Here is a 22042-nt window from a genome sequence, read left to right as displayed (position 1 = left end):
CGAGTGTCCAAGACACGCCGCACGGCGCAAGCCGATACGGCGTGTCTTGGACACTCGGCACGCGGAGCGTGGCGCGACGGAGCGGGGCGCGCGGGAGCGCGGCGTGAGGCGCGGGCGTCTCCGGGTGCTGCTCGGGGCCGCGCCGGGCGTCGGCAAGACCTACGAGATGCTCGAGGAGGGACGCCGTCTCGCCGCTGAGGGGCACGACGTCGTGATCGCGATCGTCGAGACGCACGGGCGGGCCGCCACCGCTGCCCAGGCCGAGGGCCTCGAGGTCGTGCCGCGCCGGACGGTGGCGCACCGCGGCGTCGACCTCTCCGAGATGGACCTGGATGCCGTGCTCGCGCGGCATCCGCGAATCGCCCTGGTCGACGAGCTCGCGCACACCAACGCCCCCGGCTCGGCGCACGAGAAGCGGTGGCAGGACGTCGAGACGCTCCTCGACGCGGGCATCGACGTCATCACGACCGTCAACGTGCAGCACATCGCCTCGCTCGGCGATGTCGTCGAGAAGATCACCGGCGTTGTTCAGCGGGAGACGGTTCCGGATGCCATCGTCCGCGCCGCCGATCAGATCGAGGTCGTCGACCTCGCCCCGCAGTCGCTGCGCGACCGACTCGCCGCCGGGTTCGTCTACCCCGCCGAACGCATCGACGCGGCGCTGTCGAACTACTTCCGGCTCGGCAACCTCACGGCACTGCGCGAGCTCGCTCTGCTGTGGCTCGCCGACGAGGTCGACTCGGCCCTGCAGCGGTACCGCGTCGAACAGGGCATCGAGGGGTCGTGGCAAGCCCGCGAGCGGGTCGTCGTCGCGCTCACCGGTGGCGCCGAGGGCGAGACGCTCCTGCGTCGGGGCGCGCGCATCGCGGCGCGCTCGGCGGGCGGGGAGCTGCTCGCGGTCCACGTCTCCACGCAGGACGGCCTGCGCGGCGAAGAGCCCGGCGCCCTGGCCGCCCAGCGCGCGCTCGTCGAGTCTCTCGGAGGCACCTATCACCAGGTCGTCGGCGACGACGTGGCCGCCGCCCTCGTCGACTTCGCCCGCTCGGTGAACGCCTCGCAGCTGGTCATCGGCGTGAGCCGTCGGGGACGCCTCGGCGCGGCCCTGACCGGCCCCGGCATCGGCGCGACCGTCATCCGTCTCTCCGGCGACATCGACGTCCACATCGTCAACCACGCGCGCGCCGGCGGGCGCTTCACGCTGCCTCGCCTCACCGGCCCCGCCCTGAGCGCCAAGCGGCGCATCCTCGGATTCGTCACCGCCCTGGCGGGAGGTCCGCTGCTGTCGTGGCTGCTGATCGCTACCGGCACCGAGGACTCCATCACGACCGACGTCCTCGCGTACCAGCTGCTGGTGGTGGTCGTCTCGCTCATCGGAGGCATCTGGCCCGCGGTCTTCGCGGCCGTGCTGTCGGGGCTGACCCTCGACTTCCTCTTCATCGAGCCGCTGTACACCGTCACGATCGACGACCCCGACCACGCGCTGTCGCTGGTGTTGTACGTCATCATCGCGGTACTCGTCAGCGTCGTGGTCGACCAGGCGGCTCGCCGGGCGCGCGCCGCGAGACGGGCCGCGGCCGAGTCCGAACTGCTCGCCACGGTGGCCGGCAGCGTCCTGCGCGGGGAGAGTGCTGTGCCGGCGCTGGTCAGCCGCGCCCGCGAAGCGTTCGGCCTCGCGGGCGTGCGGCTGGTGGCATCCGACGGAACCGTCCTCGGCACGGACGGCGAACCGCTCCGCGACGGCCGCCGCGTCGAGCTGCGCGTCGGCGATGGGCGGGCCCGACTCGAGCTGCACGGCCGAGACCTGGATGCCACCGAGCGGCGTCTCCTCGACGTCGTCGTCGCGCAGCTCGCCGCCGCCTTGGAGCGCACCGATCTCGCCGAGACCGCCGCGGAGGCCGGGGTGCTCGCCGAAACGGACCAGGTACGCAGCGCCCTGCTCTCGGCGGTGAGCCACGACCTGCGCCGGCCACTCGCCGCCGCCGTCGCCGCGCTGGGGGGTCTGCGTGCCGCCGGCGACCACCTCTCCGCCGAGGATCGGCGCGAACTTCTGGAGACCGCCGACGAGAGCCTGGCCACGCTGTCGGTGCTCGTCACGGACCTGCTGGACGTCAGTCGCGTGCAGGCCGGAGTGCTCGCGGTGTCGCTGGCCCCGGTCGACGCCGCGGACGTCGTGCTGTCGGCGCTCGACGAACTGGACCTCGGTCCCGCCGACGTCGAACTGGCCCTCGACCCCGACCTGCCCGCGCTGCGCGCCGACCCGGTGCTGCTGCAGCGCGTGCTCGTGAACGTGCTGAGCAACGCCGTGCGCTTCACTCCCGGGGGACAGCCCGCCCGCGTCGCGACGAGCAGACTCGGGGAGGTGGCGCAGATCCGCGTCATCGATCACGGCCCCGGCGTCGCGCCCGAGCGCCGCGGCGACATGTTCGCGCCCTTCCAGCGCCTCGGCGACACGGACAACACCGTCGGGCTGGGCCTCGGGCTGGCCCTGTCGCGGGGCTTCGCCGAGGGGATGGGCGGCACGCTGACACCCGAGGACACCCCCGGCGGCGGACTCACCATGGTGATCGCCCTGCCCGTGGAGAGCGCGGGGGCCGTGGCATCCGGAATCGCGAGGGAGACGCCGTGAAGGTTCTGATCGCCGACGACGACCCGCAGCTCGTCCGGGCGCTGCGCATCACCCTCGTCGCGCACGGCTACGACGTCGTCGCCGCAGCCGACGGCGCTGCGGCGATCACGCTCGCCGCCCAGGCGCACCCCGACATCGTGCTCCTCGACCTCGGGATGCCGCACCTCGATGGCGTGCGGGTGATCGAGGCGCTGCGGGGGTGGACGACGGCACCGATCATCGTCGTCTCCGGACGCACGGGCTCGGCCGACAAGGTCGAGGCGCTCGACGCCGGCGCCGACGACTACGTCACCAAGCCGTTCCAGATCGACGAGCTGCTCGCGCGGCTGCGGGTGCACGCGCGGCGCTCGGTCCCCTCCGGCGGCGAGTCGGTCGTCCGGTTCGGCGACGTCGAGGTCGACCTGGCCGCCAAGGCCGTCACGCGCGCCGGAGCCCGCGTGCACCTCACCCCGACCGAGTGGCGGATGCTGGAGTTCCTCGCCCGCCACCCCGGCTCGCTCGTGACGCGGCAGACGCTGTTGAAGGAGATCTGGGCCAGCGAACAGGTCGCCGACAGCGGCTATCTCCGCCTGTACATGTCGCAGCTGCGCAAGAAGCTCGAGGCGGAGCCCTCGGCGCCGGCGCACCTGCTCACCGAGCAGGGGATGGGCTACCGCCTGGTGCTGTAGCCCCTGGGCCGGCTCGCGGCCATGCCGGGCTCGCGACGAGGTCGCCGTTCGGCCGGGCAGGGTCGGCGCCGCCGTCGACCTGTGCCGGACTCCGGAGAATTCTGCTGTGGTGGCGCCTGAACGCGGCATCCGGCCCGCGCCAGCGCGAAAACTCCGGAGCCCGGCACGGGGAGCTCCGAACCCGCGGCGTCCCGAACCCGCGGCGTCCCGAACCCGCGGCGCCGCGAACCCGCGGCGTCCCGAACCCGCGGCGCCGCCCGTCCGGCCCCACCCGCGCTCACGCGCCGCGGCGTAGCCTGGAGGGGTGACACTCCCCTTCGACGTGGCCGCCGTGCGCGCCGAGTTCCCGATCCTCGGCACCGAGGTCGACGGTCGGCCGCTGGTCTATCTCGACTCCGCAGCGACGAGCCAGAAGCCGCGCGCCGTGCTCGATGCCGAGCGCGAATTCCTCGAGCGCGCGAACTCCGCCGTCCACCGCGGCGCGCACTCCCTCGCGGCGGAGGCGACCGAGCTGTTCGAAGACGCCCGCGCCACCGTCGCCGGCTTCGTCGGCGCAGAGCCCGAGCAGCTCGTCTGGACCTCGGGCGCGACGGCCGGCCTCAACCTCGTCGCCGGTTCGCTCGGCTATGCCGGGAGCCTGCGCGAGGGCGACGAGATCGTGGTCACCGAAGCCGAGCACCACGCGAACCTCATCCCGTGGCAGGAGCTCGCCGCCCGTACCGGGGCGCGCCTGCGCCACATCCCGGTGCACGACGACGGCACCCTCGACCTCGCGGCCGCGGCCGAGCTCATCGGCGCGCGCACCAAGGTCGTCGCCTTCCCGCACGTGTCGAACGTCCTCGGCATCGTGAACCCGGTCGCCGAACTCGTCGCCCTCGCGAAGAGCGTCGGCGCGCTGACGGTGCTCGATGCGTGCCAGTCGGCACCGCACCTGCGCCTCGACCTCCCGGCATCCGGCGTCGACCTGGCCGTCTTCTCCGGCCACAAGATCTTCGGTCCGTATGCGATCGGCGGGCTCTGGGGCCGCGACGAGGTGCTCGACTCCCTCCCGCCCTTCACCACCGGCGGGTCCATGATCACGACGGTCACGCTCGAGAAGGCCGAGTTCCTCCCTCCGCCGCAGCGTTTCGAGCCGGGCACGCAGCCGGTCTCGCAGGCCGTGGCTCTCGCCGCCGCCGTGCGCTGGTTCGGCGGCCTCGACCGCGACGCCGCCCACGCGCACGAGGCCGCGCTCGAGCGGCGCATGCGAGAAGGACTGCGCTCGATCGATGGCATCCGTCTGCTCGGAGACACGGATGCCGCCGACCGCGTCGCCCTGCAGGCCTTCGACGTCGAGGGCGTCCACGCGCACGATGTGGGCCAGTTCCTCGACAGCCGTGGCGTCGCCGTGCGCGTCGGGCACCACTGCGCCCAGCCGCTGCACCGCCGCTTCGGACTGACGGCGTCGGTGCGCGCGAGCGCCGCGATCCACACCACCGCCGAGGAGATCGACACCTTCCTGGATGCCGTCTCCGGCGTCCGCAGCTTCTTCGGCGTGGGGGCGGTGGCATGAGCGGGCTGGAGTCGCTGTACCAGGAGCTGATCCTCGATCATTCGAAGAACCGCCGCGGTTTCGGACTGGCCGAACCCGGCGCCCACAGCGCCACCGTGCACCAGCGCAACCCGATCTGCGGTGACGAGATCACGCTGCGGGTCGACGTCGACGGTGACCGGGTGGCATCCGTCAGCTGGGAGGGCGCGGGCTGCTCGATCTCACAGGCCTCGGCGTCGATGCTCGTCGCCCTGCTCGACGAGGACGGCGGGGACGACGGGATGCCGAAGGCCGACGCCGAGGAGCTCATCTCGAAGTTCCGCGAAGCCCTGCGTTCACGCGGCCAGATCACCCTCGACGAGGAGACCTTCGGCGACGCCGCGGCCCTCTCCGGCGTCTCGAAGTACACCGCCCGCGTGAAGTGCGCGATGCTCGCGTGGGTCGCGCTCGAGGAGGGGCTCCGCCAGGCCTGACCCCCCCCCGAGCCGTAGCTGAGCACTCCGCACGCCCTCGCGATGCGGCACAACCTCAGCGATCCGCACAACCTCAGCGGCATCCACCCCCCGGCAACTCACCCCGCGCGAATTACCGAGGCTGCGCCGCACCCCGCCCCGCGCCTCCGGGGCGCCGCACAAGCTCAGCGATCCGCACAACCTCAGCCGCATCCACGGCACCACGACTGAGCGAACGCGAATCACTGAACCTGCGCCGCACCCCCACGCCGCGCGCAGTGCGCCGGATCGCCCCCGGCACAAGCTCAGCGATCCGCACAACCTCAGCGGCATCCACGGCACGACGACGGAGCGAACGCGAATCACTGAGCGAGTGTGGGCGGGCGGCGCTATTCTGCGGAGCGACGACACCGGAAGGACGGATGCCATGGCGGCCAGCGGAGCGGGATTCAGCGACGAAGAACGAGCGGCGATGCAGCAGCGTGCCGAGGAGCTGCGGTCCATGAAGGGCCTGAAGGGCGCGGCGAAGCTCGAGAAGGAGAACCAGGCCTGCCTCGACGCGATCGACAAGCTCGAGGGCAGTGACCGCGCGATCGCGGAGCGCGTGCACGTGATCGTGCTCGAGGAGGCGCCGCACCTGAACCCGAAGACCTTCTACGGCTTCCCGGCGTACGCGAAGGACGGCAAGGTCGTCGTGTTCTTCCAGCCCGCCTCGAAGTTCAAGACCCGCTACGGCACGGTGAGCTTCGACGAGACGGCGCAGCTCGACGACGGACCGATGTGGCCGGTGTCGTACGCGGTGCTCGAGGTCACGCCCGAAGTCGAACAGAAGATCCGCGAGCTCGTGCGCCGCGCGGCTCCCGCGGCCTGACTCGGCGCCGCACCCTCCGCGGCGCCGAGTCCCGGCATGCCGTCTCAGCCGACGAGCACGCCCTCGAGCCGGCGGTAGCTGGCCTCCATCCCGTCGATCATGCCCGTGGCGAGCACGGCGTCGCGGGTGGCGGCATCCGGATACTCGATGAGGAGCGTCAGGAGCGTCACGCCGTCCTCCTCGTAGAGCGACAGGTCATTCGTCGTCGACGGCAGATCGGTGCCGGTCATGCGCTCGGTCTGCACCACGCGGCGCGGCGCGTCGATCAACAACACCTCACCGTCGAAGCCGAACGCCTCACCCTCGGTGCCGGGCTCGGGCGCCCACGCCGTGCGGTAGGGCGCGCCGACGGTGTCGCCGATCTCGCACTCGGTCATCCGCCAGCCGTCGGGGCCCAGCAGCCACCGTCGCATCAGGTCGGGATCGGTGTGCGCGCGCCACACGAGATCGCGCGGACCATCGATGAGCCGCGTGATGCGCACGTGCTGGTCGTCGAGCACCTCGAGCTGCGTGCCCTTGCCCTGGGCGTACGAGCGCAGGTCCTGCAGGACGGCGTCGAGCTGATTCATCGCCAGCCGCGACCCCTCGACGGCACCCATCGCCACGACCTGGTCGAGCGCCTCGGCCGAGGCGAAGTAGCTCGTGTTCGTCAGCCGCGACCCGTCGGGCGTCGCGTCGAACGAGAACACCATGCGCATCGACGGCATGTCGTCGTTCGGCTCGCCGTTCTCGTCGGCGAAGGCGTCGATGACCTCGAACCCCCGCGGCGGGTCGATCGAGACGAACTTCCACGCCCCGCCGTATCGCTCGCCCTGCGGCGAGGTCATGTGGTACTTCGCCCACCCGCCGGGCGTGAAGTCGAAGACGTCGAACGTGGCCGGGTAGCCGGGAGGGCCCCAGAACCGCTCGAGCTGACGCGGGTCGGTGAACACCGCCCACAACCGCTCCGGCGGGACCGGGAAGTCGGCGACGAGCGTCATGGTGAGCGATTCGACATCGCTCTCGATAGAGGTGACGGGCATGAGGGACTCCTTCGTTTCTCAGTTCGGCTGGCTGGATGCCGTGGCATCCGGGTCTTCGGTGAGGAGGGCGTCGAGGCGGTCGATGCGCCCGCGCCAGAGGTCTTCGTAGGAGCGGAGGAGTCGCTGCACGCGCGCGATGGCCTCGGGTTCGGCGCTCACGAGACGCTCCCTCCCCTCGGCGCGTTTGCGGACGAGTCCGGCTTCGACGAGCACTCCGACGTGCTTCGACACGGCCGCGAACGACATCGCGTAGCCCGCGGCCAGCGCCGACACCGACTGCTCGGCGACCAGCGTCCGCCGGACGATGTCGCGCCGCGTCGCGTCGGCCAGCGCATGGAACACGCGGTCGATCTCGACGTCGGTGGGAGCAGTTCGTTCAACCATTTGGTTGCACGTTAGCAGCGGGCGCGCGCGGTGGCAACCATCTCTCCGCACACGATCCCCCAGGGCCGCACGCCGCCCATCTCCGCGGCGACGCCGGGCGACCGATCGCGCGACGGCGAGGCATCCACGGCCCGACCAGGGGGGTCGGGCTGAGTTCCGACGAAGCGGAGAGTCAGTCCCCCGCGTGCGGCGACGGCGGCAGGACGGCCAATGCCGTCGCCCCGACGGCGCGCACCTCGTCGAAAGTGCCGCCGTCGCGGGCCAACCCAGACATGCCGCGGAGAACGGCGAGGAAGTACGTTGCGAGCGCGTCGGTGTCGGTCGCGGCGGGGAGGTCGCCGTCCCGCACGCCTTGATCCAACCGCCGTCGAAGCCTGTCGTGCAGCGCCGCACGCTGGAGCGACAGGCGCGGCTCGGTGAGCAGGAGGCATCCCGGCGGCGTCGTGGTGTCGGTATGGGCGCGAGCGGTGTCGTCCAGCACGCGCGCCATCGCCGTCCGCGTATCGGGCAGGGCCGCCGCCGCGTCGAACCCTTCGCACGTCCGCGCGAAGTAGACGCCCGCGGCCTCTTCGAAGAGCGACTTCTTGTCACCGAACGCCGCGTACAGACTCGGCGGATTCACCCCCGTCGCCTCGGTCAGTTCGGCGATCGACGTGCGGTCGAACCCCTGACGCCAGAACAGCTCGACGGCCACCGCGAGCGCAGCGTCGCGGTCGAAGCTGCGCGGTCGTCCGGTCACCCTCGGACTCTATCATTAACGATCGCTACAGAACTCTGTTACGGTCGCCTACATTCATAGCGATCACTACAGAAAGGTCCGCCTCGTGAACATCGAAGGTCGGAACATCCTCATCACCGGAGCGAACCGCGGCATCGGAGCGGCATTCGTCGAGGAGGCGAAGCGGCGCGGTGCCGCCAAGATCTACGCGGGCGCCCGCGACATCGACAGCATCACGGCCGACGACGTCGAGCGCGTCCGGCTGGACGTCACCGACGCGGCGCAGATCGCGGCGGCGGCCGACATCGCGGGAGACGTGCACGTCCTCGTCAACAACGCGGGCATCTCCACCGGCTCACCCCTGGTGACCGGAGACGAGGCGAGCATCCGGCGCGAGATGGAGACGAACTTCTTCGGCCCCCTGCGGATGATCCGCGCGTTCGCGCCGGTGCTCGCCCGCAACGGCGGCGGGGCGATCGTCAACGTGGTCTCCGCGCTGTCGTGGTTCGCGACGCCGATGACCGGCGCCTACGCGGCCTCCAAGGCGGCGGCGTGGGCGCTGACCGACAGCACGCGCCTGGAGCTGGCACCGCAGGCGACGCATGTCGTGGCGGTGCACATGGGTCTGGTCGACACCGACATGTCCGACGGGGTCCCCGGTCCGAAGATCGCGCCGATCGCCCTGGCCGGCGCCGCCCTCGACGCGGTCGAGTCGGGCGCGCAAGAGGTGCTGGCCGACGACTGGGCGGCCTTCGTCAAGTCCGGCCTGAACCTCGGACCCGCGCAGCGTTACGAGCAGATCTTCGCGGCCCTCGGCGGCTGAGCGCGGGCGCCCGGGCCGGAGCGATCACGGCAGCCCGCGAACGGCTCCGGGGTGCCACCTCGCAGCCCGGGTCGTCGGGCGGATGCCGGGCCCGGACCGCCGCGCGGAGTCCGCCGACCGACGCGCCGAGCCACGGCATCCCGAACCGGCGTGTCTAACGAGGACCCGCAGGACGGGACAGCACCCCCGCCCGCGCGGTGCACCCTCCGGGAGTTCAGCCGCGCGCGGCGCGACTCCCGGGATGCCAGGCGGGCAGGTGCGGACCGGATCCGGTGAGCATCTCGCGGAGCGTGCCCCGACGTGGTTCGTCGGGCAGCAGGCCGCGCGAGCGCAGCTCGGGCAGCACCTCCCGGATGACGTCGACGTAGCCCTCGGCACCGCCGTACCAGTTCTCGATGAGGAAGCCGTCGACGTCCGTCTCGGCGACGAAGGCCTCCACCTGGTCGGCGATGCTCTGCGCGGTGCCGGTGAACTTCACGCCACCGATCGTCGACGGCAGCATGTCGAGCACCTCGCCGACGGTCGGACTGACGCCGTCGGGATTCCGCCACAGGTTCACCGTCGTCTGGCCGACCTCGGTGGCGACGTCGTCCAGCGTCGCGTCGGGGTCGAGGAGCGACAGGTCGACACCCGACCACCCGAGGAACAGGGCCGCCGCGGCTTCGCGGGTGGGCGTGCGGTTCAGCTCGTCGCGCAGGCGGTGGGCCTCGGCATCCGTGTCGCCGACGACGAAGCTGGCGCCGTTGATGACCGAGATCGAGTCGGCGGGGCGTCCGGCCGCGACCGCCTTCTCGCGCAGGGTGCGCACCGAGCGCGCGGCGCGGGCGGTCTCGCGATCCTGCGTGAAGACGCACTCCGCGTACCCGGCGGCGAAGGTCGTGCCCGCAGCCGACGTGCCGGCCTGGAACAGGGTGGGCGTGCGCTGCGGCGACGGAATCGCCGGGAAGTATCCGTCGAAGCGGAAGTAGCGCCCGTCGTGCTGGATGCGGTGCACCTTGGCCGGGTCGGCCCAGGTCTTGCTCGCCTTGTCCGCCAAGATCGCGTCGTCGTCCCAGCCCTCCTGCCACAGCCGCAGCGAGAGGTCGACGAACTCCTGCGCCCGGGCGTAGCGCTCGTCGTGCGGGGTGATCCCGTCCAGCCCCAGGAGCCGCACGAGGGCCTGCTGGTTGTCGCTCGTGACGATGTTCCACCCCATGCGCCCCTCGCTGAGGTGGTCGAGCGTCGCGAAGGTCCGCGCGTTCAGCAGGGGGCGCTGAGCGGTCGTGGATGCCGTGACGACCAGGCCGATCCGCGGAACCATCGCAGCGAGCGCCGACATGAGCGCCACGGGGTCGTGCACCGGGACCTGCACCGCCTCACGGATCACCGCTTCGGGAACCTCGCCCGCATCGTTCATCGGGTAACCGATCGCTTCGGCGAGGAAGACGAAGTCGAACCCGCCCTCCTCGACGGTCGCCACGAGCTCGCGCCAGTACTCCAGGGTCGCGAAGCCACGCGTGTTCGCTCGGGGGTGGTGCCAGGCGTTGCCGATGAAGTTGGGCGTGAACTCCTCGAACGCGCCGAGGATGAGGTGCTTGCTCATGGAACTCCTGACCGAAAGGACGACGACGTGTCGATGATAACTAAAACAAATCGCTTTGCAACGCCTCTCGCGCGCTCCGGGCATCGGGGCGAGGCGCCCCGTATCCTCGAGAAGTGAGCGACGAGCAGAGGCCGGCGACCGCGATCGGCGCGGCGGTGCGGGCGCGGCGTCGCGCGCTCGGCCTCTCCATGCGCGACCTCTCGGGCCTCATCGGCACGTCGCAGCCGTTCGTGTCGAACATCGAGAACGGCCGGATCTTCCCGAGTCTGCGCACGCTCGCCCTCCTCGCCGAGGCGCTCGACGTCCCCTCGGATGAGCTCCTCCGGTCGCCGGAGAAGGTCGATGCCACGACGATCGACGAGCTCCCGCACCCGGATGCCGACGCGCATCCGACCCCCGGACGGCTGCTTCACGCCCTCCGCCTCACTCTCGAGCCCCACGAACGCGAGGCGCGTCCCCGCCTCCACTCGGGCGAGGAGATCGTCCGTGTGCTGCGAGGGGACGCGGCGCTCCTGCGGGAGTCGGAGGCGCCACGCGCTCTCGCGGCGGGCGACGCGATCTGGGTCGACGGCGGCGTCCCGCACCGGCTGCACGCGGGCTCGAGCGGTGCCGACATCCTGATCGTGGCCACCACGGGAGGAGAGTGGTCGTGAGCGACACCGAGCCGATCGACCGGCGCATCGCGGATGCGGTGCGGGCCGCACGACGTGAGCGACAGCTGACCACCCGTCAGCTCGCCGGGCTCGCGGGGATCTCGCAGCCGACCCTCTCCAACATCGAGAACGGGCGCGTGCGCGCGAGCGTCGCCACGCTCTATCAGCTCGCCGAGGCGCTCGGGGTGCCGCCCGCGCGCTTCCTGTCCGATGGGGCCGGCACCCGCGACGGTCACGACGAGACCGGGCGGGGCGCCCGCCTGCGCGCCCTTCCCGCCCCCGCCGAGGCGCGCCTGGAGGCCTACGAGGTCTCCGTTCCCGCGGGGCACGCCGAGGAACGGTCGTTCCAGCACGCGGGAGAGGACGTGATCTACGTCATCTCCGGACGCGGCGAGCTCGCCGTCGGCGAGCAGATCCTCCCCCTGAGCGCGGGGGACGTGGTGTGGATCGACGCGACGTCGCCGCACCGGTTCTCCGCCGCGACGACGGAGCCGTTGGTGGCCCAGGTCGTCACCGCACGCACCGGACACCGGTCCGTGGCATCCACAGATAACTGAAACGAATCGGAAACGTCGCGGTCGATCGGGCGTAACTGCAAGGGGCGAACCGCTGCGGCACGGCGCGGGCGGCCGGGGGGACGAGCAAGCTCCGTGATCTGCACAACCTCACTCGCCAGACCCCGGATGCCACTGATCCGGCGCGGATCGCTGAGGTCACGCCGCGCGCGGTGGACGCCGGAGGTCCTTGTTGCACTCCGGCCAATTTCTATTCATACGCATCTATCTGTCTCACGCGGGCGTAGGCTCGAAGGACAAGGACGGACCGTCCGAGAAGATCTCCCGGCACCGCGCCCGCCCGGGAAGAAGGCCACCATGGCTCAGTACGACGTAGCGAACCGTTCGGCGATCGTGACGGGAGCGGGCAGCGGAATCGGACGCTCGACCGCGCTGCTCCTGGCCCAGAACGGGGCCGCCGTGGTCGTGAACGACCTCAACGGCGACAACGCGGACAAGGTCGTCGAGGAGATCCGCGCGGCCGGCGGCACCGCCGAGGCATCCGTCGGCGACGCCACCGACAGCGACTGGATCGCATCGTCGGTCGAGCTGGCGAACACCCTGGCGCCCCTGCGCATCGGCGTCAACAACGCCGGCATCGGCGGCGCCGCCGCCCCGACCGCGGAGTACACCGACGAGGCGTGGGACAAGGTCATCGCGATCAACCTGAACGCGGTGTTCCGCAACATGAAGGCGCAGATCCCCTCGATCCTCGCCAACGGCGGCGGCTCGGTCGTGAACATCGCGTCGATCCTCGGCAGCGTCGGCTTCGCCACCTCGCCCGCCTACGTCGCCGCCAAGCACGCCGTCGTCGGCATGACCAAGACGGCCGCGCTGGAGTACTCGGCGCAGGGCGTGCGCGTGAACTCGGTGGGCCCCGGCTTCATCGACACCCCGCTGCTCGACGCCGTCGGCGACGACGTCAAGGAGTTCCTCGTGAGCAAGCACCCCATCGGCCGCCTGGGCAAGCCCGACGAGGTCGCCCACCTCATCGCCTTCCTTGCCAGCGACGCCGCCAGCTTCGTCACCGGCAGCTACCACCTGGTCGACGGAGGCTACACCGCCCTCTGATCCCGGATGCCGCGCGGCCCGGGCCCCGAGACGTCCTGGCCGCGCGGCGCCGCCGTGCGCTCCTCGAACTCGTTCCGGCAGCGCGCCCGATGCGCGAGGCGCCCCTCCCGGGGCGCCGACGAACCTGCGAGGATCGACCCATGCCCGCCGACGACGAACTCCCCGACTCCCTCGAGCCGGGGATGCACGTGCCGCCGCGGGATCAACCGCCGGCACCGCCGACGCCGCGCGGCGACCTGCGCGCGGTGTCGGTCATCGCCATCGTCACCGGCGTGATCGTCGTGAGCTGGCACATCTTCCTGGTGTCGGTCAGCGCGGTCGCCGAGTTCGACCGGTTCCTGTGGATCCAGTTCGGCATCTGGGCTCTGGCGATCGTGTCGTTCGTGACCGGCATCCTGAGCCTGAACGCCCGGATGGCACGGGAGCTCGCCGCGGCCGGCTTCATCTCGGGCGTCGCGGCCTTCCTGCTGTCGATCTCGATCGGGTTCTTCAGCAGCGCCGACTTCTTGAGCTGACGGCCGAAGCGCTCGCACAGGCCGCCCTGCGTCCTCGCGCCCGCTATGCGCCCCGACGGCTCACCGGTCGGCCGACGTACCGCGCGGACGGCCGGATGATCTTGGGGTCGCGCGCCTGCTCGAGCACGTGCGCCGTCCATCCCACCGTGCGGGCGAGCGCGAACGTGGGCGTGAACATCTCGGGAGGGATCCCGCACTCCTCCATCACGACGGCGGCGTAGAACTCGACGTTGGCGTGCAGCGGCCGGTCGGGCTTGTGCGCGGCGAGGAGTCTCTCCGCGGTGTCCTGGAACGCCAGCGCCTGCCGGACCCGCGGTCCGCCGAAGCCCTCGGCCACGGCCCGGAGCAGCGCGGAGCGCGGGTCGGTCGTGCGGTACACCGCGTGCCCGAAGCCCATCAGGCGACGACCCGCAGCGAGCTCGCCGCGGATCCACGACTCGGGGTCGTCGCCCGCACGGTCGAGGCTCTCCAGCGCCCTCGCCGGGGCCCCGCCGTGCAACGGACCGGACAGCGCGCCGAGTGCCCCCGTGAGGCAGGCCGCCATGTCCGCACCCGTCGAGGCGATGACCCGTGCGGTGAACGTCGAGGCGTTGAAGCCGTGATCCATCGCGGCGATCAGATACGCCGTGAGCGCGCGCTCGTGGGCGGGATCGGGACGGATGCCGGTGAGTGCGGCCAGGTAGTCGGCGACGAGGTCGCCGCCCGTCGGGCCGGGGTCCGATCCGCGGGCCACCGCCGCGATCACGCGCGGGGCGACCGCGGCGAACGCGACCGCGTCGTCCAGCCGGGCGTCCTCATCGAGGTCGTAGAGCGGGCGGGTCGCCCGAGCGGATGCCAGGAGCGGCCAGGCCGAGCGCAGCCCGGTCAGCGGATCGCCGGTGCGGGCCGCGACGGTCTCGACGACTCCGGCGACGGCGGGGTCCGCAGCGGCCGCCGCGACCCGGTCGAGGAAGGAGCCGCGGGTCGTGGCATCCGGGAGCTCCCCTACGACGAGCAGATGCCACACGTCTTCGAAGGAGTGCGCGCGCGCCAAGTCGACCGCCGGATACCCGCGGTAGTGGTACATCCCGGCAGCGCCGTCCACGTCGCCGATGGACGTTTCGGCGGCCACCACCCCGGTCAGTCCCCGGGGCGCATCGATCAGCTCGCTCATGCGCTCAGTGTGCGAACATGACGTTCTCATCGTCAACGTTGATCGGATCAATGTGCCCGCGTCGCTCCCCCGTCTCACGGCCGCCCAGGCCGCCGCGCGCCTCGGCGTGAAGCCCGCGACGCTGTACGCCTACGTCTCGCGCGGCATGCTCGCGCGCGAGCGCGACGCGCACGGATCGACGTTCGACGCCCTCGAGGTCGAGGCGTTCGCCACCGGCCGCCGCCGCACCGCCGCCCACCCGCCCGCCCACCCCACCACCGGGATGCCGCTCGGCGTGATCCAGACCGACATCGCCGACATCGAGGACGACGAGTTGCTGTACCGCGGCCGCCGCGCGCGCGACCTGATCGATGAGCCGTTCGCCGAGGTGGTGGCATGGCTGTGGGGCAGCGAGCGCGCCGACGCCCCGGACACCGCGATCGGTTCCGCCCGCGCGATGGTGCAGGCGCTCCCCCTGCACGCCGGCGCCATGGACCGGCTGCGCGCCGCGGTGACCGGCTTCGCCGCCGACGACCCCCTCCGCCGGGACGCGACGCCCGCGACGGCGCACCGCATCGGCTGGGCCCTGCTGACCGGCATCCCCGCTGCGCTCGGCGGCGACCCGCACCACGACCTCGCCCGCTCGCTCACCAGCGCATGGACGGCAGCGCCGTCCGAGCCCGTCGTCGCGGCCGTCAACGCCGCTCTCGTGCTGCTCATCGACCACGATCTCGCGGTGTCGACCTTCGCGGCGCGGGCGGCGGCGTCTGCTCGCGCGGACGGGTATGCCGCGGTCAGCGCCGCGCTCGGCGCGGCCGACTCCCCGCTGCACATCTCCGCAGCCACCCGCACCGCGCGCCTGCTCACCCGCGTGCGCCGGGGCATGGAGCCGGAGCGGGCGCTGGCGGAGGCGTTACAGGACGGCAACGGCATCCCGGGATTCGGCCATCCGCTGTACAGCGGCGTCGACGATCGGGCGGACGCCCTCTTCCCGCTTCTCGCGGCTCTGCCCGACGGCGAGGGGACGATGGATGCCGTGCGCCGGCTCCAAGAGGTCGTCGCCGACCGCGCCCGCCTCGCGCCCAACGTCGATCTGGCGCTGGCGGCCCTGGCCTCGGGGGCGCGCCTTCCCGAGGACGCCGCCGCCACCGTCTTCGTCGTCGGGCGCACGGCCGGGTGGATCGCCCACATAGCCGCCGAGTACGCCGAGCCTGCGATGCGGCTGCGTCCGCGCGGCGAGTACGTCGGGCCGTAGGCGGCGGTCGGCCGCGCCGTGCCGGGCCGTGCGCGGGCGGGCCGCGCCGTCCTGCGGGGTTCCTGCCCGATACGCCGGCACCGACCGCCGGACCGCGGCGTGTCGCCGAAGACCTCCGCCCGACGGCGAGGCGGTCAGTCCGCGTTCCACCCTCGCGCCAGCTCGACCACCGCGGCGACGGCCGCCTCGGTGTCGGCGGGCGTGCCCCCGGCCCGGCCCGCGGCCAGGCCCGCGACGAACGCACTGAGGGGAGCCGCCGGGCGCGCGACACCGTTCGCGACGTCGCGGGCGAGGTCGAGGATCAGCGCGATCGGGATGTCGCCCTCGGTGAGACCGAACCGCTCGGCCAGGGCCGCGCTCCAGTCGTTCAGCGCCTCGGGGGGCAGGGTGCGGGATTCGGTCACGGCTCCTCCTCGGGCTCGAGCGCGGCCGATCCCCCGGCCGCGGTCAGATCGTCCCACGTGTCGATGTCGCGCGACAGCGCCGCGGGGCCGTCGACGAACGCGATCCGCGAGGTTCCGAGGAGCGTCCGCATCGCGGCATCCCGTCCTCCGTTCTCGATCCGGGATGCCGCCTCGCGCAGTGCCGCGGTCCGGTATCGGCCCGTGAGCCATTGGGGTCGGCCGCCCTCGGCGAGGCACACGCCGTCGGCGTCGTCGGGGATCGACGGCAGCGCGGCGAGCGCGGATGCCGGGTCGACGAGGTCGCACGCGAGCAGCAGCACCTCCTCGGCCGTGACCGCGGCGAGCCCGGCGAGCGCGCCCGCGACGGGGCCGCCGAATGGGGGGTCCTCGCGCACCCAGGTCACGTCGAGCCCGGGTTCGAGGACCGGGGCCGCGACGACGATCCGCGCCGCACCCGCACCCCGGGCGGCGGCGACGGCGCGGGCGAGCAGCGTCGTGCCGTCGAGGCGGAACAACGGCTTCGCCGCCCCGCCGACGCGCGCGCCGCGGCCCCCGGCCAGCAGGATCGCGTCGAGGCTCACGCGAGCCTCACCTCGACGACGTCGCCGGGCTCGAGGTCCTGCCCGCCCGGCGGGATCAGGGCGTAACCGTCCGCGTCGCCGAGGCCGCGGGTGGAGCCGCGGGTTCCGGGCGCGGGCGGGACGGCACGCCAGGCGGCGGGGTCGGTCCGGTCGAGCCGCACGGGAACGTACTGCACACGGTCGACGCGCACCCGCCATCCGTCGGCGAGCGGGACGCGGACGACGGCGCGATCGTCGCCGGGATCGCCCTCCAGCGCCCGCAGCGCGGGTCGCACGAACACCTCGAACGACACCGCCGCACTGACCGGATTGCCGGGCAGCCCGAACACGAGCGTGCCCGCCGGGGTCCGCCCGAATCCCTGCGGTCGCGCGGGTTGCATCGCGACCTGCACGAACGAGAGCAGGTCGCCGAGGCTGTTCTTCACGACCTCGTACGCGCCCGCGCTCACGCCGCCCGAGAAGACCACGACGTCCGCCCCGAGCCGCTCCGCCTCGGCGATCATCGCGCGGGGTCCGTCGCCCTCGTCGCCCACGCTCGTCCGCAGCACGACCTCGGCCCCCGCCTCCTCGGCGAGACCCGCGAGCAGGAAGCTGTTCGACTCCGGGATCTGCCCGTGGGCCGGCGGCATCCCGGGAGCGACGAGCTCCGACCCGGTGGAGATCACGGCGACCCTCGGCGCCCGCGCGACCTCGACGGCCGCGGTTCCGGATGCCGCGATCGCGGCGATCCGCGCGGCGGTCAGCCGCACCCCCGCGGCGACGACCATGGCACCCGCGGGTGTGTCCGACCCGCGACGTCGGATGTGGGTGCCGCTCCCGCGCGGGGCTGCGAGGACCGTGGTCTCGGACAGCGACCCGGTGAGACCGTCCCGCGTGTCTTCGAACGGCACGACGGCCGTGGCATCCGTCGGCACCGGTGCGCCGGTCATGATGCGCGCGGCCTCCCCGGGGCGCAGCGCGGGATCTTCCGACGTCCCCGCCGGGAGGTCGGCGACGACGCGCAGCCTCGCGGGCACGGCGGAGACGTCGTCGAACCGCACGGCGAAGCCGTCCATGGCCGAGTTGTCGAAGCCGGGGACGTCCACGACCGCGTGCACCGGATGCCGCAGCACCCGACCCCGCGCACGCTCCAGAGGCCGCTGTTCCGCGGCGAGGGGTTCGACGGCCGAGAGGATCGCGGCCAGATGCGTGGAGACCGCGATCACAGGCATTCCCTCAGCGTAGGCGGGTCGCGGCATCCGGTCGGGTCCCGCCCGTGCAAGCCTCTCCCGCACCGACCGCCCGCGAGTACCGTGTGCGGCATGAGCGACCTGACCTACCCGGAGATCGGCGCGACGGCGGGGGTTCTGCCGCCGGGATATCACCACGTGCGCGCGGAACGCGTGATCGGCCGGGGTCGCGTCGCGTTCGAGCAGGCGGCGGATGCGCTCCTGCGCGGTGCCGTGCAGCGTCGCGCCGGCGCCACCGTCCGGATGTCCGAGACGCCCCTGCGCATCGGAACGCGCATCGACATGCGGCTCGGACCATTCCGCATCCCGTGTCTGGTCGTCTGGGCCGAGCGGGACGACGAGCATGCGGGCTTCGCGTACGGTTCGCTGCCGGGACACCCGGAGAGCGGTGAGGAGCGGTTCGAGCTGACCCTGGCACCGACGGGAGAGCTGACGTTCACGATCACGGCGTTCTCGCGTCCGGGTCGGTGGTTCACGCGTCTCGCGTGGCCCGTGAATCGGCTGTCCAGCGCCGCATGACCCACCGCTACCTCGGGACGCTGGACTCCCCGACCCGCTGACGGCCCACGGGCCGCGCACAACTCCTGCACAACCGGCACCGGTCGAAGCCAGCCGCCGCTCGCGCACGGATCTGCAGGAGCTGTGCGCAGCGGACGCCCCGACCCGCACACCGCGCACAACTCCGGCACAACCCGCACTGGTCGCAGCAAGCCACCCGCCATGCACACACCCGCAGAGCTGTGCGCACCGGACACCCCGACCCGCACACCGCGCACAACTCCTGCACAACCGACACCGGTCGCAGCAAGCCGCCGGTCGCGCACCCATCCGCAGGAGCTGTGCGCACCCGACACCCCAATCGGAAGCAGGTGGGGAGGAGCCGAAGGGCCCCTCCCCACCGGTGTCACTCGTCGTCCGGCTCGTCCTTCCGGCGCGGACGCACGAGCAGCACCACGACGACACCCACCACGATGACGGCGAGGCCACCGACCGAAAGTCCGATGACCAGACCCGAGGGCGCAGCCGCGGGGGCCGTGGCATCCGGAGCCGACTCCTGCTGAGCCGCGACCGACGCGCACGGCGAGGTCGCGGCTCCCTCCGCCACGGACTCCCCCGCCGCGGGGGCGTAGGCGAACGCGTACGTGCCCGACACCGGGTGCCCGTCGGACGACACCGCACGCCAGGTGACCTGGTAGTCGCCCGCGGGTCCGAGCCGCACCGGGGTGGTGAGGGTCGGACCGGCCAGCGCGGTGCAGTCGGTCTCGTAGTGCCGGGAGTCGGGCCCGACCACGATCACCTCGTTGCCGCCGTCGGTCCCGAGGAGGTTGGCGCTGAAGGTCAGGACCACCTCGGATGCCGTCGACACGGTCTCCTCCGACGAAGGTGTCGCCGAGACGAGACTGTCGTGCGCCGACGCGGCGGGCGCCCCGCCGAACGCGGCGCCCACGGCGGCCGCGACGACGACCCCGGCCATCGCGCCGCGAAAGCGGGGACGGCGCGGGGACGCCGTGAGCGCGCGCACGGTCAGGCCTTCTTCGGACGACGGGCGAACGCCAGCGCGCCGAGTACGGCGCCGCCTGCGCCGAGGACGAGCGCCGCGATGCTCAGCCCCAGAGCGACGCCGGCGGAACCGTCCGCGGCAGGCGTCTCCGACGTGGCGTGGTCATCGTCGGCCGTCGCCGTGGCGTCGTGCGAGGCGTCGTGGCCCGAGGCCGGGGGTGCGTCGTTGATGTACAGCACGGGGGCGGGCTCGAGCGTGTCGTCGGCGGCGACCTCGTCGGGAGTCGCGGCCCAGTTCACGACCTCGCCGTCGGAGTACGTCTGCACGGCGGGAAGGACGACGTGGCCCGTGTCGGGCACCGGCCCGAGCACGGCCGAGAAGATCTGGAACTGGTCCTGACCGATGCCCACGCCGGGGTCGGCCTGCCAGACGATCTTCAACGGTGCGTCGCTGATGGTGTTGCCGTCGACCTCGACGGGCGTCGGGAGAGCGCCCTTCTCGACGGTCGCCGTCCATCCGGGCACGGGCTGCACGAGCACGGCCGTCAGCGGAGTGTCGGTCGGGAGCGTCACCTCGAGCTTCACGGTCGAAGCCGTCTCCGACTCGGTGGGCACCCGGAAGTTCACCGTGGCATAGCTGCCCGGGGTGGCGGTGTTCGGGTTGACGGTGACATGTGCGGATGCCGCGAGGGGAACGCCCAGCACGAGGGCGAGGCCGGCGGCGGCGCCCACGAGGGCGCGCGAAAGGGTACGGGACATGAATGCTGCTTTCTGCGAAATGCGCAGGCGTGATCGCACGCCGAAGCGCGGAGGATGAGAGAGAGGAGGGACTACGCCGGAAGCGGCGGACCCCGATGCCTCATCCCCGACAGCACGGTCATGCACGCCGTCAGCAGCGGCGTCTCCGGACGCACCCGCGGTACCGCGAGAGGACGCGGCGCCGAGACCGGGACCAGAGCGCGGAACGTGTCCGACAACAGCCCCGCGACGGCACGCAGCGCACGCTCTCCCGAACCGAGCGCCAGCACGGTGATCGCCGCGGCGAACGCGTGCGCGGCCCACATCCAGGGCGACTCGGTGCCGGTGAGCGCGTGGGCGTGCCCGGATGCCGCGACCTCGGCGAGCGCGACCGTGCCGCCGTGGTGCGACGCGGCGGTCGCCGTGCCGCGGGACCCGCTGAGATCCAGCGCCAGCAGCGAGTGGAACAACATCTGGCTGGTCGCGATCGCGGCGGTCAGACGCCACCACGAGGCGGTGCGACCCACGAGCGCGATGCACAGCGGCGACGCGAGGCTCAGCGCGAGCACGACGTTCAGCATCGCGGGCAGGTCACCGGCGGCGACGGAGTGCGACAGCGTCGCGACGAACGTCGCGAGCACGGCCGCGGAGACCCCGCGTCCCGCGCGGCGCGCGCGCCCCGCCCTCGCCGACATGGTCCTCCTCCGCACGGCATCCGTTCCGAGCCATTCCACCACACGGTGCCGACACCGGCCTCGCCGCGCCGCCCGGGCGTACGCTCGACCCATGTCCAGCTCGAGCGATCGGTCCTGACGTGGGCCGCCTCACCGCTTCGCGCCGCGTCACCCGCCTCACTCTCGACGGGGTGTACCGCCAGCGACCGGATGCCGTGGCCGTCGAGGAGCCGCTCGAGATCCGCGTGGCCGGCTCGCCGCTGGCCGTGACGATGCGCACACCCGGACACGATGTGGAGCTCGCGGCGGGATTCCTGGTGTCGGAGGGCGTGATCCACCGCGGCGATCAGTTCGCCCGCGCGATCCACTGCGGCGGACCGGGGACGGGCGGCGCCGACGGCAACACCTACAACGTCCTCGACCTCACGCTCTCCCCCGACGTGACACCCCCCTCCCCCGACATCGCACGCAACTTCTACACGACCAGTTCCTGCGGCGTGTGCGGCACGGCCTCCATCGAGGCCGTGGAGAAGGTGTCGTCGTACGACGTGTCGGCGGACGGCATCCGGGTCGAGGCCGTCGACCTCGCGGGTTTCCCGGACCGGCTCCGCGCGGAGCAGAAGATGTTCGACAAGACCGGCGGGCTTCACGGTGCCGCGCTCTTCGACGTCGCGTCGGGCGAGATGCTCGTCGTGCGCGAGGACGTCGGTCGCCACAACGCCGTCGACAAGGTCGTCGGTTGGGCGCTGCTGCACGACCGGCTGCCCCTGCGCGGAACCGTGCTGCAGGTCTCGGGTCGCGTGAGCTTCGAGCTCGTGCAGAAGGCCGTGATGGCCGGCGTCCCGGTCCTGTCCGCCGTGTCGGCGCCGTCGTCGCTCGCGATCGAGCTGGCCGAACGCGCCGGGCTGACGGTCGCCGGGTTCGTCCGCGGCGGCAGCATGAACCTCTACACACGTCCGGATCGCATCCTCATTCCGTCCACAACCCCCGCGCTCGCCGAGACCTCGGGCGTACGCTGACCGAGGGCGCACGGTGTGTGGATGCCACCGTCTCGGCGCC

24 protein-coding genes are annotated in these 22042 nt (G+C 72.6%); 13 read left to right on the top strand and 11 right to left on the bottom strand.

The annotated features are described in order from the left end of the window. The first annotated feature begins 103 nt into the window (after positions 1 to 103). The 5 genes from LL239_RS03480 (at position 104) to LL239_RS03460 (ending at position 6148) form a co-directional block, all read left to right on the top strand. Positions 104 to 2626, top strand: a complete 2523-nt coding sequence (locus tag LL239_RS03480) for a DUF4118 domain-containing protein (RefSeq protein WP_228162059.1) — start codon at positions 104 to 106, stop codon at positions 2624 to 2626. After that, on the top strand, positions 2623 to 3294 hold the full coding sequence (locus LL239_RS03475; protein WP_228162058.1) for a response regulator: 672 nt from the start codon (positions 2623 to 2625) through the stop codon (positions 3292 to 3294). Before LL239_RS03480 ends, LL239_RS03475 begins: the two co-directional genes overlap by 4 nt. A 304-nt stretch (positions 3295 to 3598) precedes the next feature. After that, entirely contained in the window at positions 3599 to 4846 is a 1248-nt protein-coding gene (locus LL239_RS03470; protein ID WP_228162057.1) for an aminotransferase class V-fold PLP-dependent enzyme, read from the top strand. Then, positions 4843 to 5298, top strand: coding sequence for a Fe-S cluster assembly sulfur transfer protein SufU (sufU, locus tag LL239_RS03465; RefSeq protein WP_228162056.1), 456 nt, complete (start codon positions 4843 to 4845; stop codon positions 5296 to 5298). The genes LL239_RS03470 and sufU overlap by 4 nt, the downstream gene beginning before the upstream one ends. A gap of 406 nt (positions 5299 to 5704) precedes the next feature. Continuing rightward, on the top strand, positions 5705 to 6148 hold the full coding sequence (locus tag LL239_RS03460; protein WP_228162055.1) for an iron chaperone: 444 nt from the start codon (positions 5705 to 5707) through the stop codon (positions 6146 to 6148). Positions 6149 to 6192: 44 nt separating this feature from the next. Here the strand turns inward: LL239_RS03460 and LL239_RS03455 are convergent, their stop codons facing one another. The 3 genes from LL239_RS03455 to LL239_RS03445 form a co-directional block, all read right to left on the bottom strand. Then, the gene (locus tag LL239_RS03455; RefSeq protein ID WP_228162054.1) at positions 6193 to 7170 is read right to left on the bottom strand and encodes an SRPBCC family protein; all 978 of its coding nucleotides are present in this window, start codon (positions 7168 to 7170) and stop codon (positions 6193 to 6195) included. Between the two features lie 18 nt (positions 7171 to 7188). Beyond that, the gene (locus LL239_RS03450) at positions 7189 to 7554 is read right to left on the bottom strand and encodes an ArsR/SmtB family transcription factor (RefSeq protein WP_228162053.1); all 366 of its coding nucleotides are present in this window, start codon (positions 7552 to 7554) and stop codon (positions 7189 to 7191) included. Positions 7555 to 7726: 172 nt separating this feature from the next. After that, complete coding sequence (locus LL239_RS03445; RefSeq protein ID WP_228162052.1) at positions 7727 to 8293, bottom strand: TetR/AcrR family transcriptional regulator; 567 nt, start codon at positions 8291 to 8293, stop codon at positions 7727 to 7729. A gap of 85 nt (positions 8294 to 8378) precedes the next feature. Between LL239_RS03445 and LL239_RS03440 the strand changes: the two genes are divergently transcribed. After that, on the top strand, positions 8379 to 9095 hold the full coding sequence (locus tag LL239_RS03440) for an SDR family oxidoreductase (protein ID WP_228162051.1): 717 nt from the start codon (positions 8379 to 8381) through the stop codon (positions 9093 to 9095). Between the two features lie 214 nt (positions 9096 to 9309). On the opposite strand, the gene LL239_RS03435 is transcribed toward LL239_RS03440, so the two are convergent. Further along, a complete protein-coding gene (locus tag LL239_RS03435; protein WP_228162050.1) occupies positions 9310 to 10677 on the bottom strand; it encodes an NtaA/DmoA family FMN-dependent monooxygenase in 1368 nt (455 codons plus the stop codon). Positions 10678 to 10790: 113 nt separating this feature from the next. Between LL239_RS03435 and LL239_RS17985 the strand changes: the two genes are divergently transcribed. The 4 genes from LL239_RS17985 (at position 10791) to LL239_RS03415 (ending at position 13470) form a co-directional block, all read left to right on the top strand. Then, complete coding sequence (locus LL239_RS17985) at positions 10791 to 11330, top strand: helix-turn-helix transcriptional regulator (protein ID WP_228162049.1); 540 nt, start codon at positions 10791 to 10793, stop codon at positions 11328 to 11330. Beyond that, a complete protein-coding gene (locus tag LL239_RS03425) occupies positions 11327 to 11887 on the top strand; it encodes a helix-turn-helix domain-containing protein (RefSeq protein ID WP_228162048.1) in 561 nt (186 codons plus the stop codon). The genes LL239_RS17985 and LL239_RS03425 overlap by 4 nt, the downstream gene beginning before the upstream one ends. 315 nt (positions 11888 to 12202) lie before the next feature. After that, positions 12203 to 12955 (top strand): SDR family NAD(P)-dependent oxidoreductase, encoded by a 753-nt coding sequence (locus LL239_RS03420; RefSeq protein WP_228162047.1) that lies wholly within the window; start codon positions 12203 to 12205, stop codon positions 12953 to 12955. Between the two features lie 140 nt (positions 12956 to 13095). Beyond that, a complete protein-coding gene (locus LL239_RS03415) occupies positions 13096 to 13470 on the top strand; it encodes a hypothetical protein (protein WP_228162046.1) in 375 nt (124 codons plus the stop codon). A gap of 43 nt (positions 13471 to 13513) precedes the next feature. Here LL239_RS03415 and LL239_RS03410 read toward each other — a convergent pair whose 3' ends face one another. Beyond that, positions 13514 to 14623, bottom strand: coding sequence for a citrate synthase (locus tag LL239_RS03410; RefSeq protein WP_228162045.1), 1110 nt, complete (start codon positions 14621 to 14623; stop codon positions 13514 to 13516). Positions 14624 to 14675: 52 nt separating this feature from the next. Here LL239_RS03410 and LL239_RS03405 point away from each other — a divergent pair, with 52 nt between their 5' ends. Next, positions 14676 to 15857 (top strand): citrate synthase, encoded by a 1182-nt coding sequence (locus LL239_RS03405; RefSeq protein WP_228162044.1) that lies wholly within the window; start codon positions 14676 to 14678, stop codon positions 15855 to 15857. 134 nt (positions 15858 to 15991) lie between these two features. Here the strand turns inward: LL239_RS03405 and LL239_RS03400 are convergent, their stop codons facing one another. From LL239_RS03400 to LL239_RS03390, 3 genes are read right to left on the bottom strand one after another with little or no spacing between them, the layout of a single operon-like run. Next, positions 15992 to 16261, bottom strand: a complete 270-nt coding sequence (locus LL239_RS03400) for a DUF6457 domain-containing protein (protein ID WP_228162043.1) — start codon at positions 16259 to 16261, stop codon at positions 15992 to 15994. Beyond that, complete coding sequence (gene mobA / locus LL239_RS03395) at positions 16258 to 16842, bottom strand: molybdenum cofactor guanylyltransferase (RefSeq protein WP_228162042.1); 585 nt, start codon at positions 16840 to 16842, stop codon at positions 16258 to 16260. The genes LL239_RS03400 and mobA overlap by 4 nt, the downstream gene beginning before the upstream one ends. Beyond that, positions 16839 to 18053, bottom strand: coding sequence for a molybdopterin molybdotransferase MoeA (locus tag LL239_RS03390; RefSeq protein WP_228162041.1), 1215 nt, complete (start codon positions 18051 to 18053; stop codon positions 16839 to 16841). The genes mobA and LL239_RS03390 overlap by 4 nt, the downstream gene beginning before the upstream one ends. A gap of 90 nt (positions 18054 to 18143) precedes the next feature. On the opposite strand from LL239_RS03390, the gene LL239_RS03385 reads away from it, so the two are divergent. After that, positions 18144 to 18590 (top strand): DUF1990 domain-containing protein, encoded by a 447-nt coding sequence (locus tag LL239_RS03385; protein WP_228162040.1) that lies wholly within the window; start codon positions 18144 to 18146, stop codon positions 18588 to 18590. 385 nt (positions 18591 to 18975) lie between these two features. Here LL239_RS03385 and LL239_RS03380 read toward each other — a convergent pair whose 3' ends face one another. From LL239_RS03380 to LL239_RS03370, 3 genes are all read right to left on the bottom strand, one after another. Further along, a complete protein-coding gene (locus tag LL239_RS03380) occupies positions 18976 to 19593 on the bottom strand; it encodes a copper resistance CopC family protein (protein WP_228162039.1) in 618 nt (205 codons plus the stop codon). A gap of 2 nt (positions 19594 to 19595) precedes the next feature. Beyond that, the gene (locus tag LL239_RS03375; RefSeq protein WP_228162038.1) at positions 19596 to 20330 is read right to left on the bottom strand and encodes a YcnI family copper-binding membrane protein; all 735 of its coding nucleotides are present in this window, start codon (positions 20328 to 20330) and stop codon (positions 19596 to 19598) included. Between the two features lie 71 nt (positions 20331 to 20401). Further along, entirely contained in the window at positions 20402 to 21004 is a 603-nt protein-coding gene (locus LL239_RS03370) for a hypothetical protein (protein ID WP_228162037.1), read from the bottom strand. Between the two features lie 119 nt (positions 21005 to 21123). Here LL239_RS03370 and fdhD point away from each other — a divergent pair, with 119 nt between their 5' ends. Continuing rightward, positions 21124 to 22002: a formate dehydrogenase accessory sulfurtransferase FdhD gene (gene fdhD, locus LL239_RS03365; protein ID WP_228162036.1), complete on the top strand. Its 879-nt coding sequence runs from the start codon at positions 21124 to 21126 to the stop codon at positions 22000 to 22002. The last annotated feature ends 40 nt before the right edge of the window (positions 22003 to 22042 follow it).

The organism is Microbacterium testaceum (genome assembly GCF_020781835.1).
GTDB lineage: Bacteria > Actinomycetota > Actinomycetes > Actinomycetales > Microbacteriaceae > Microbacterium > Microbacterium testaceum_H.
Note: the sequence above shows the minus strand (reverse complement) of the source record. Positions and strands in the feature narration are given on the sequence as shown.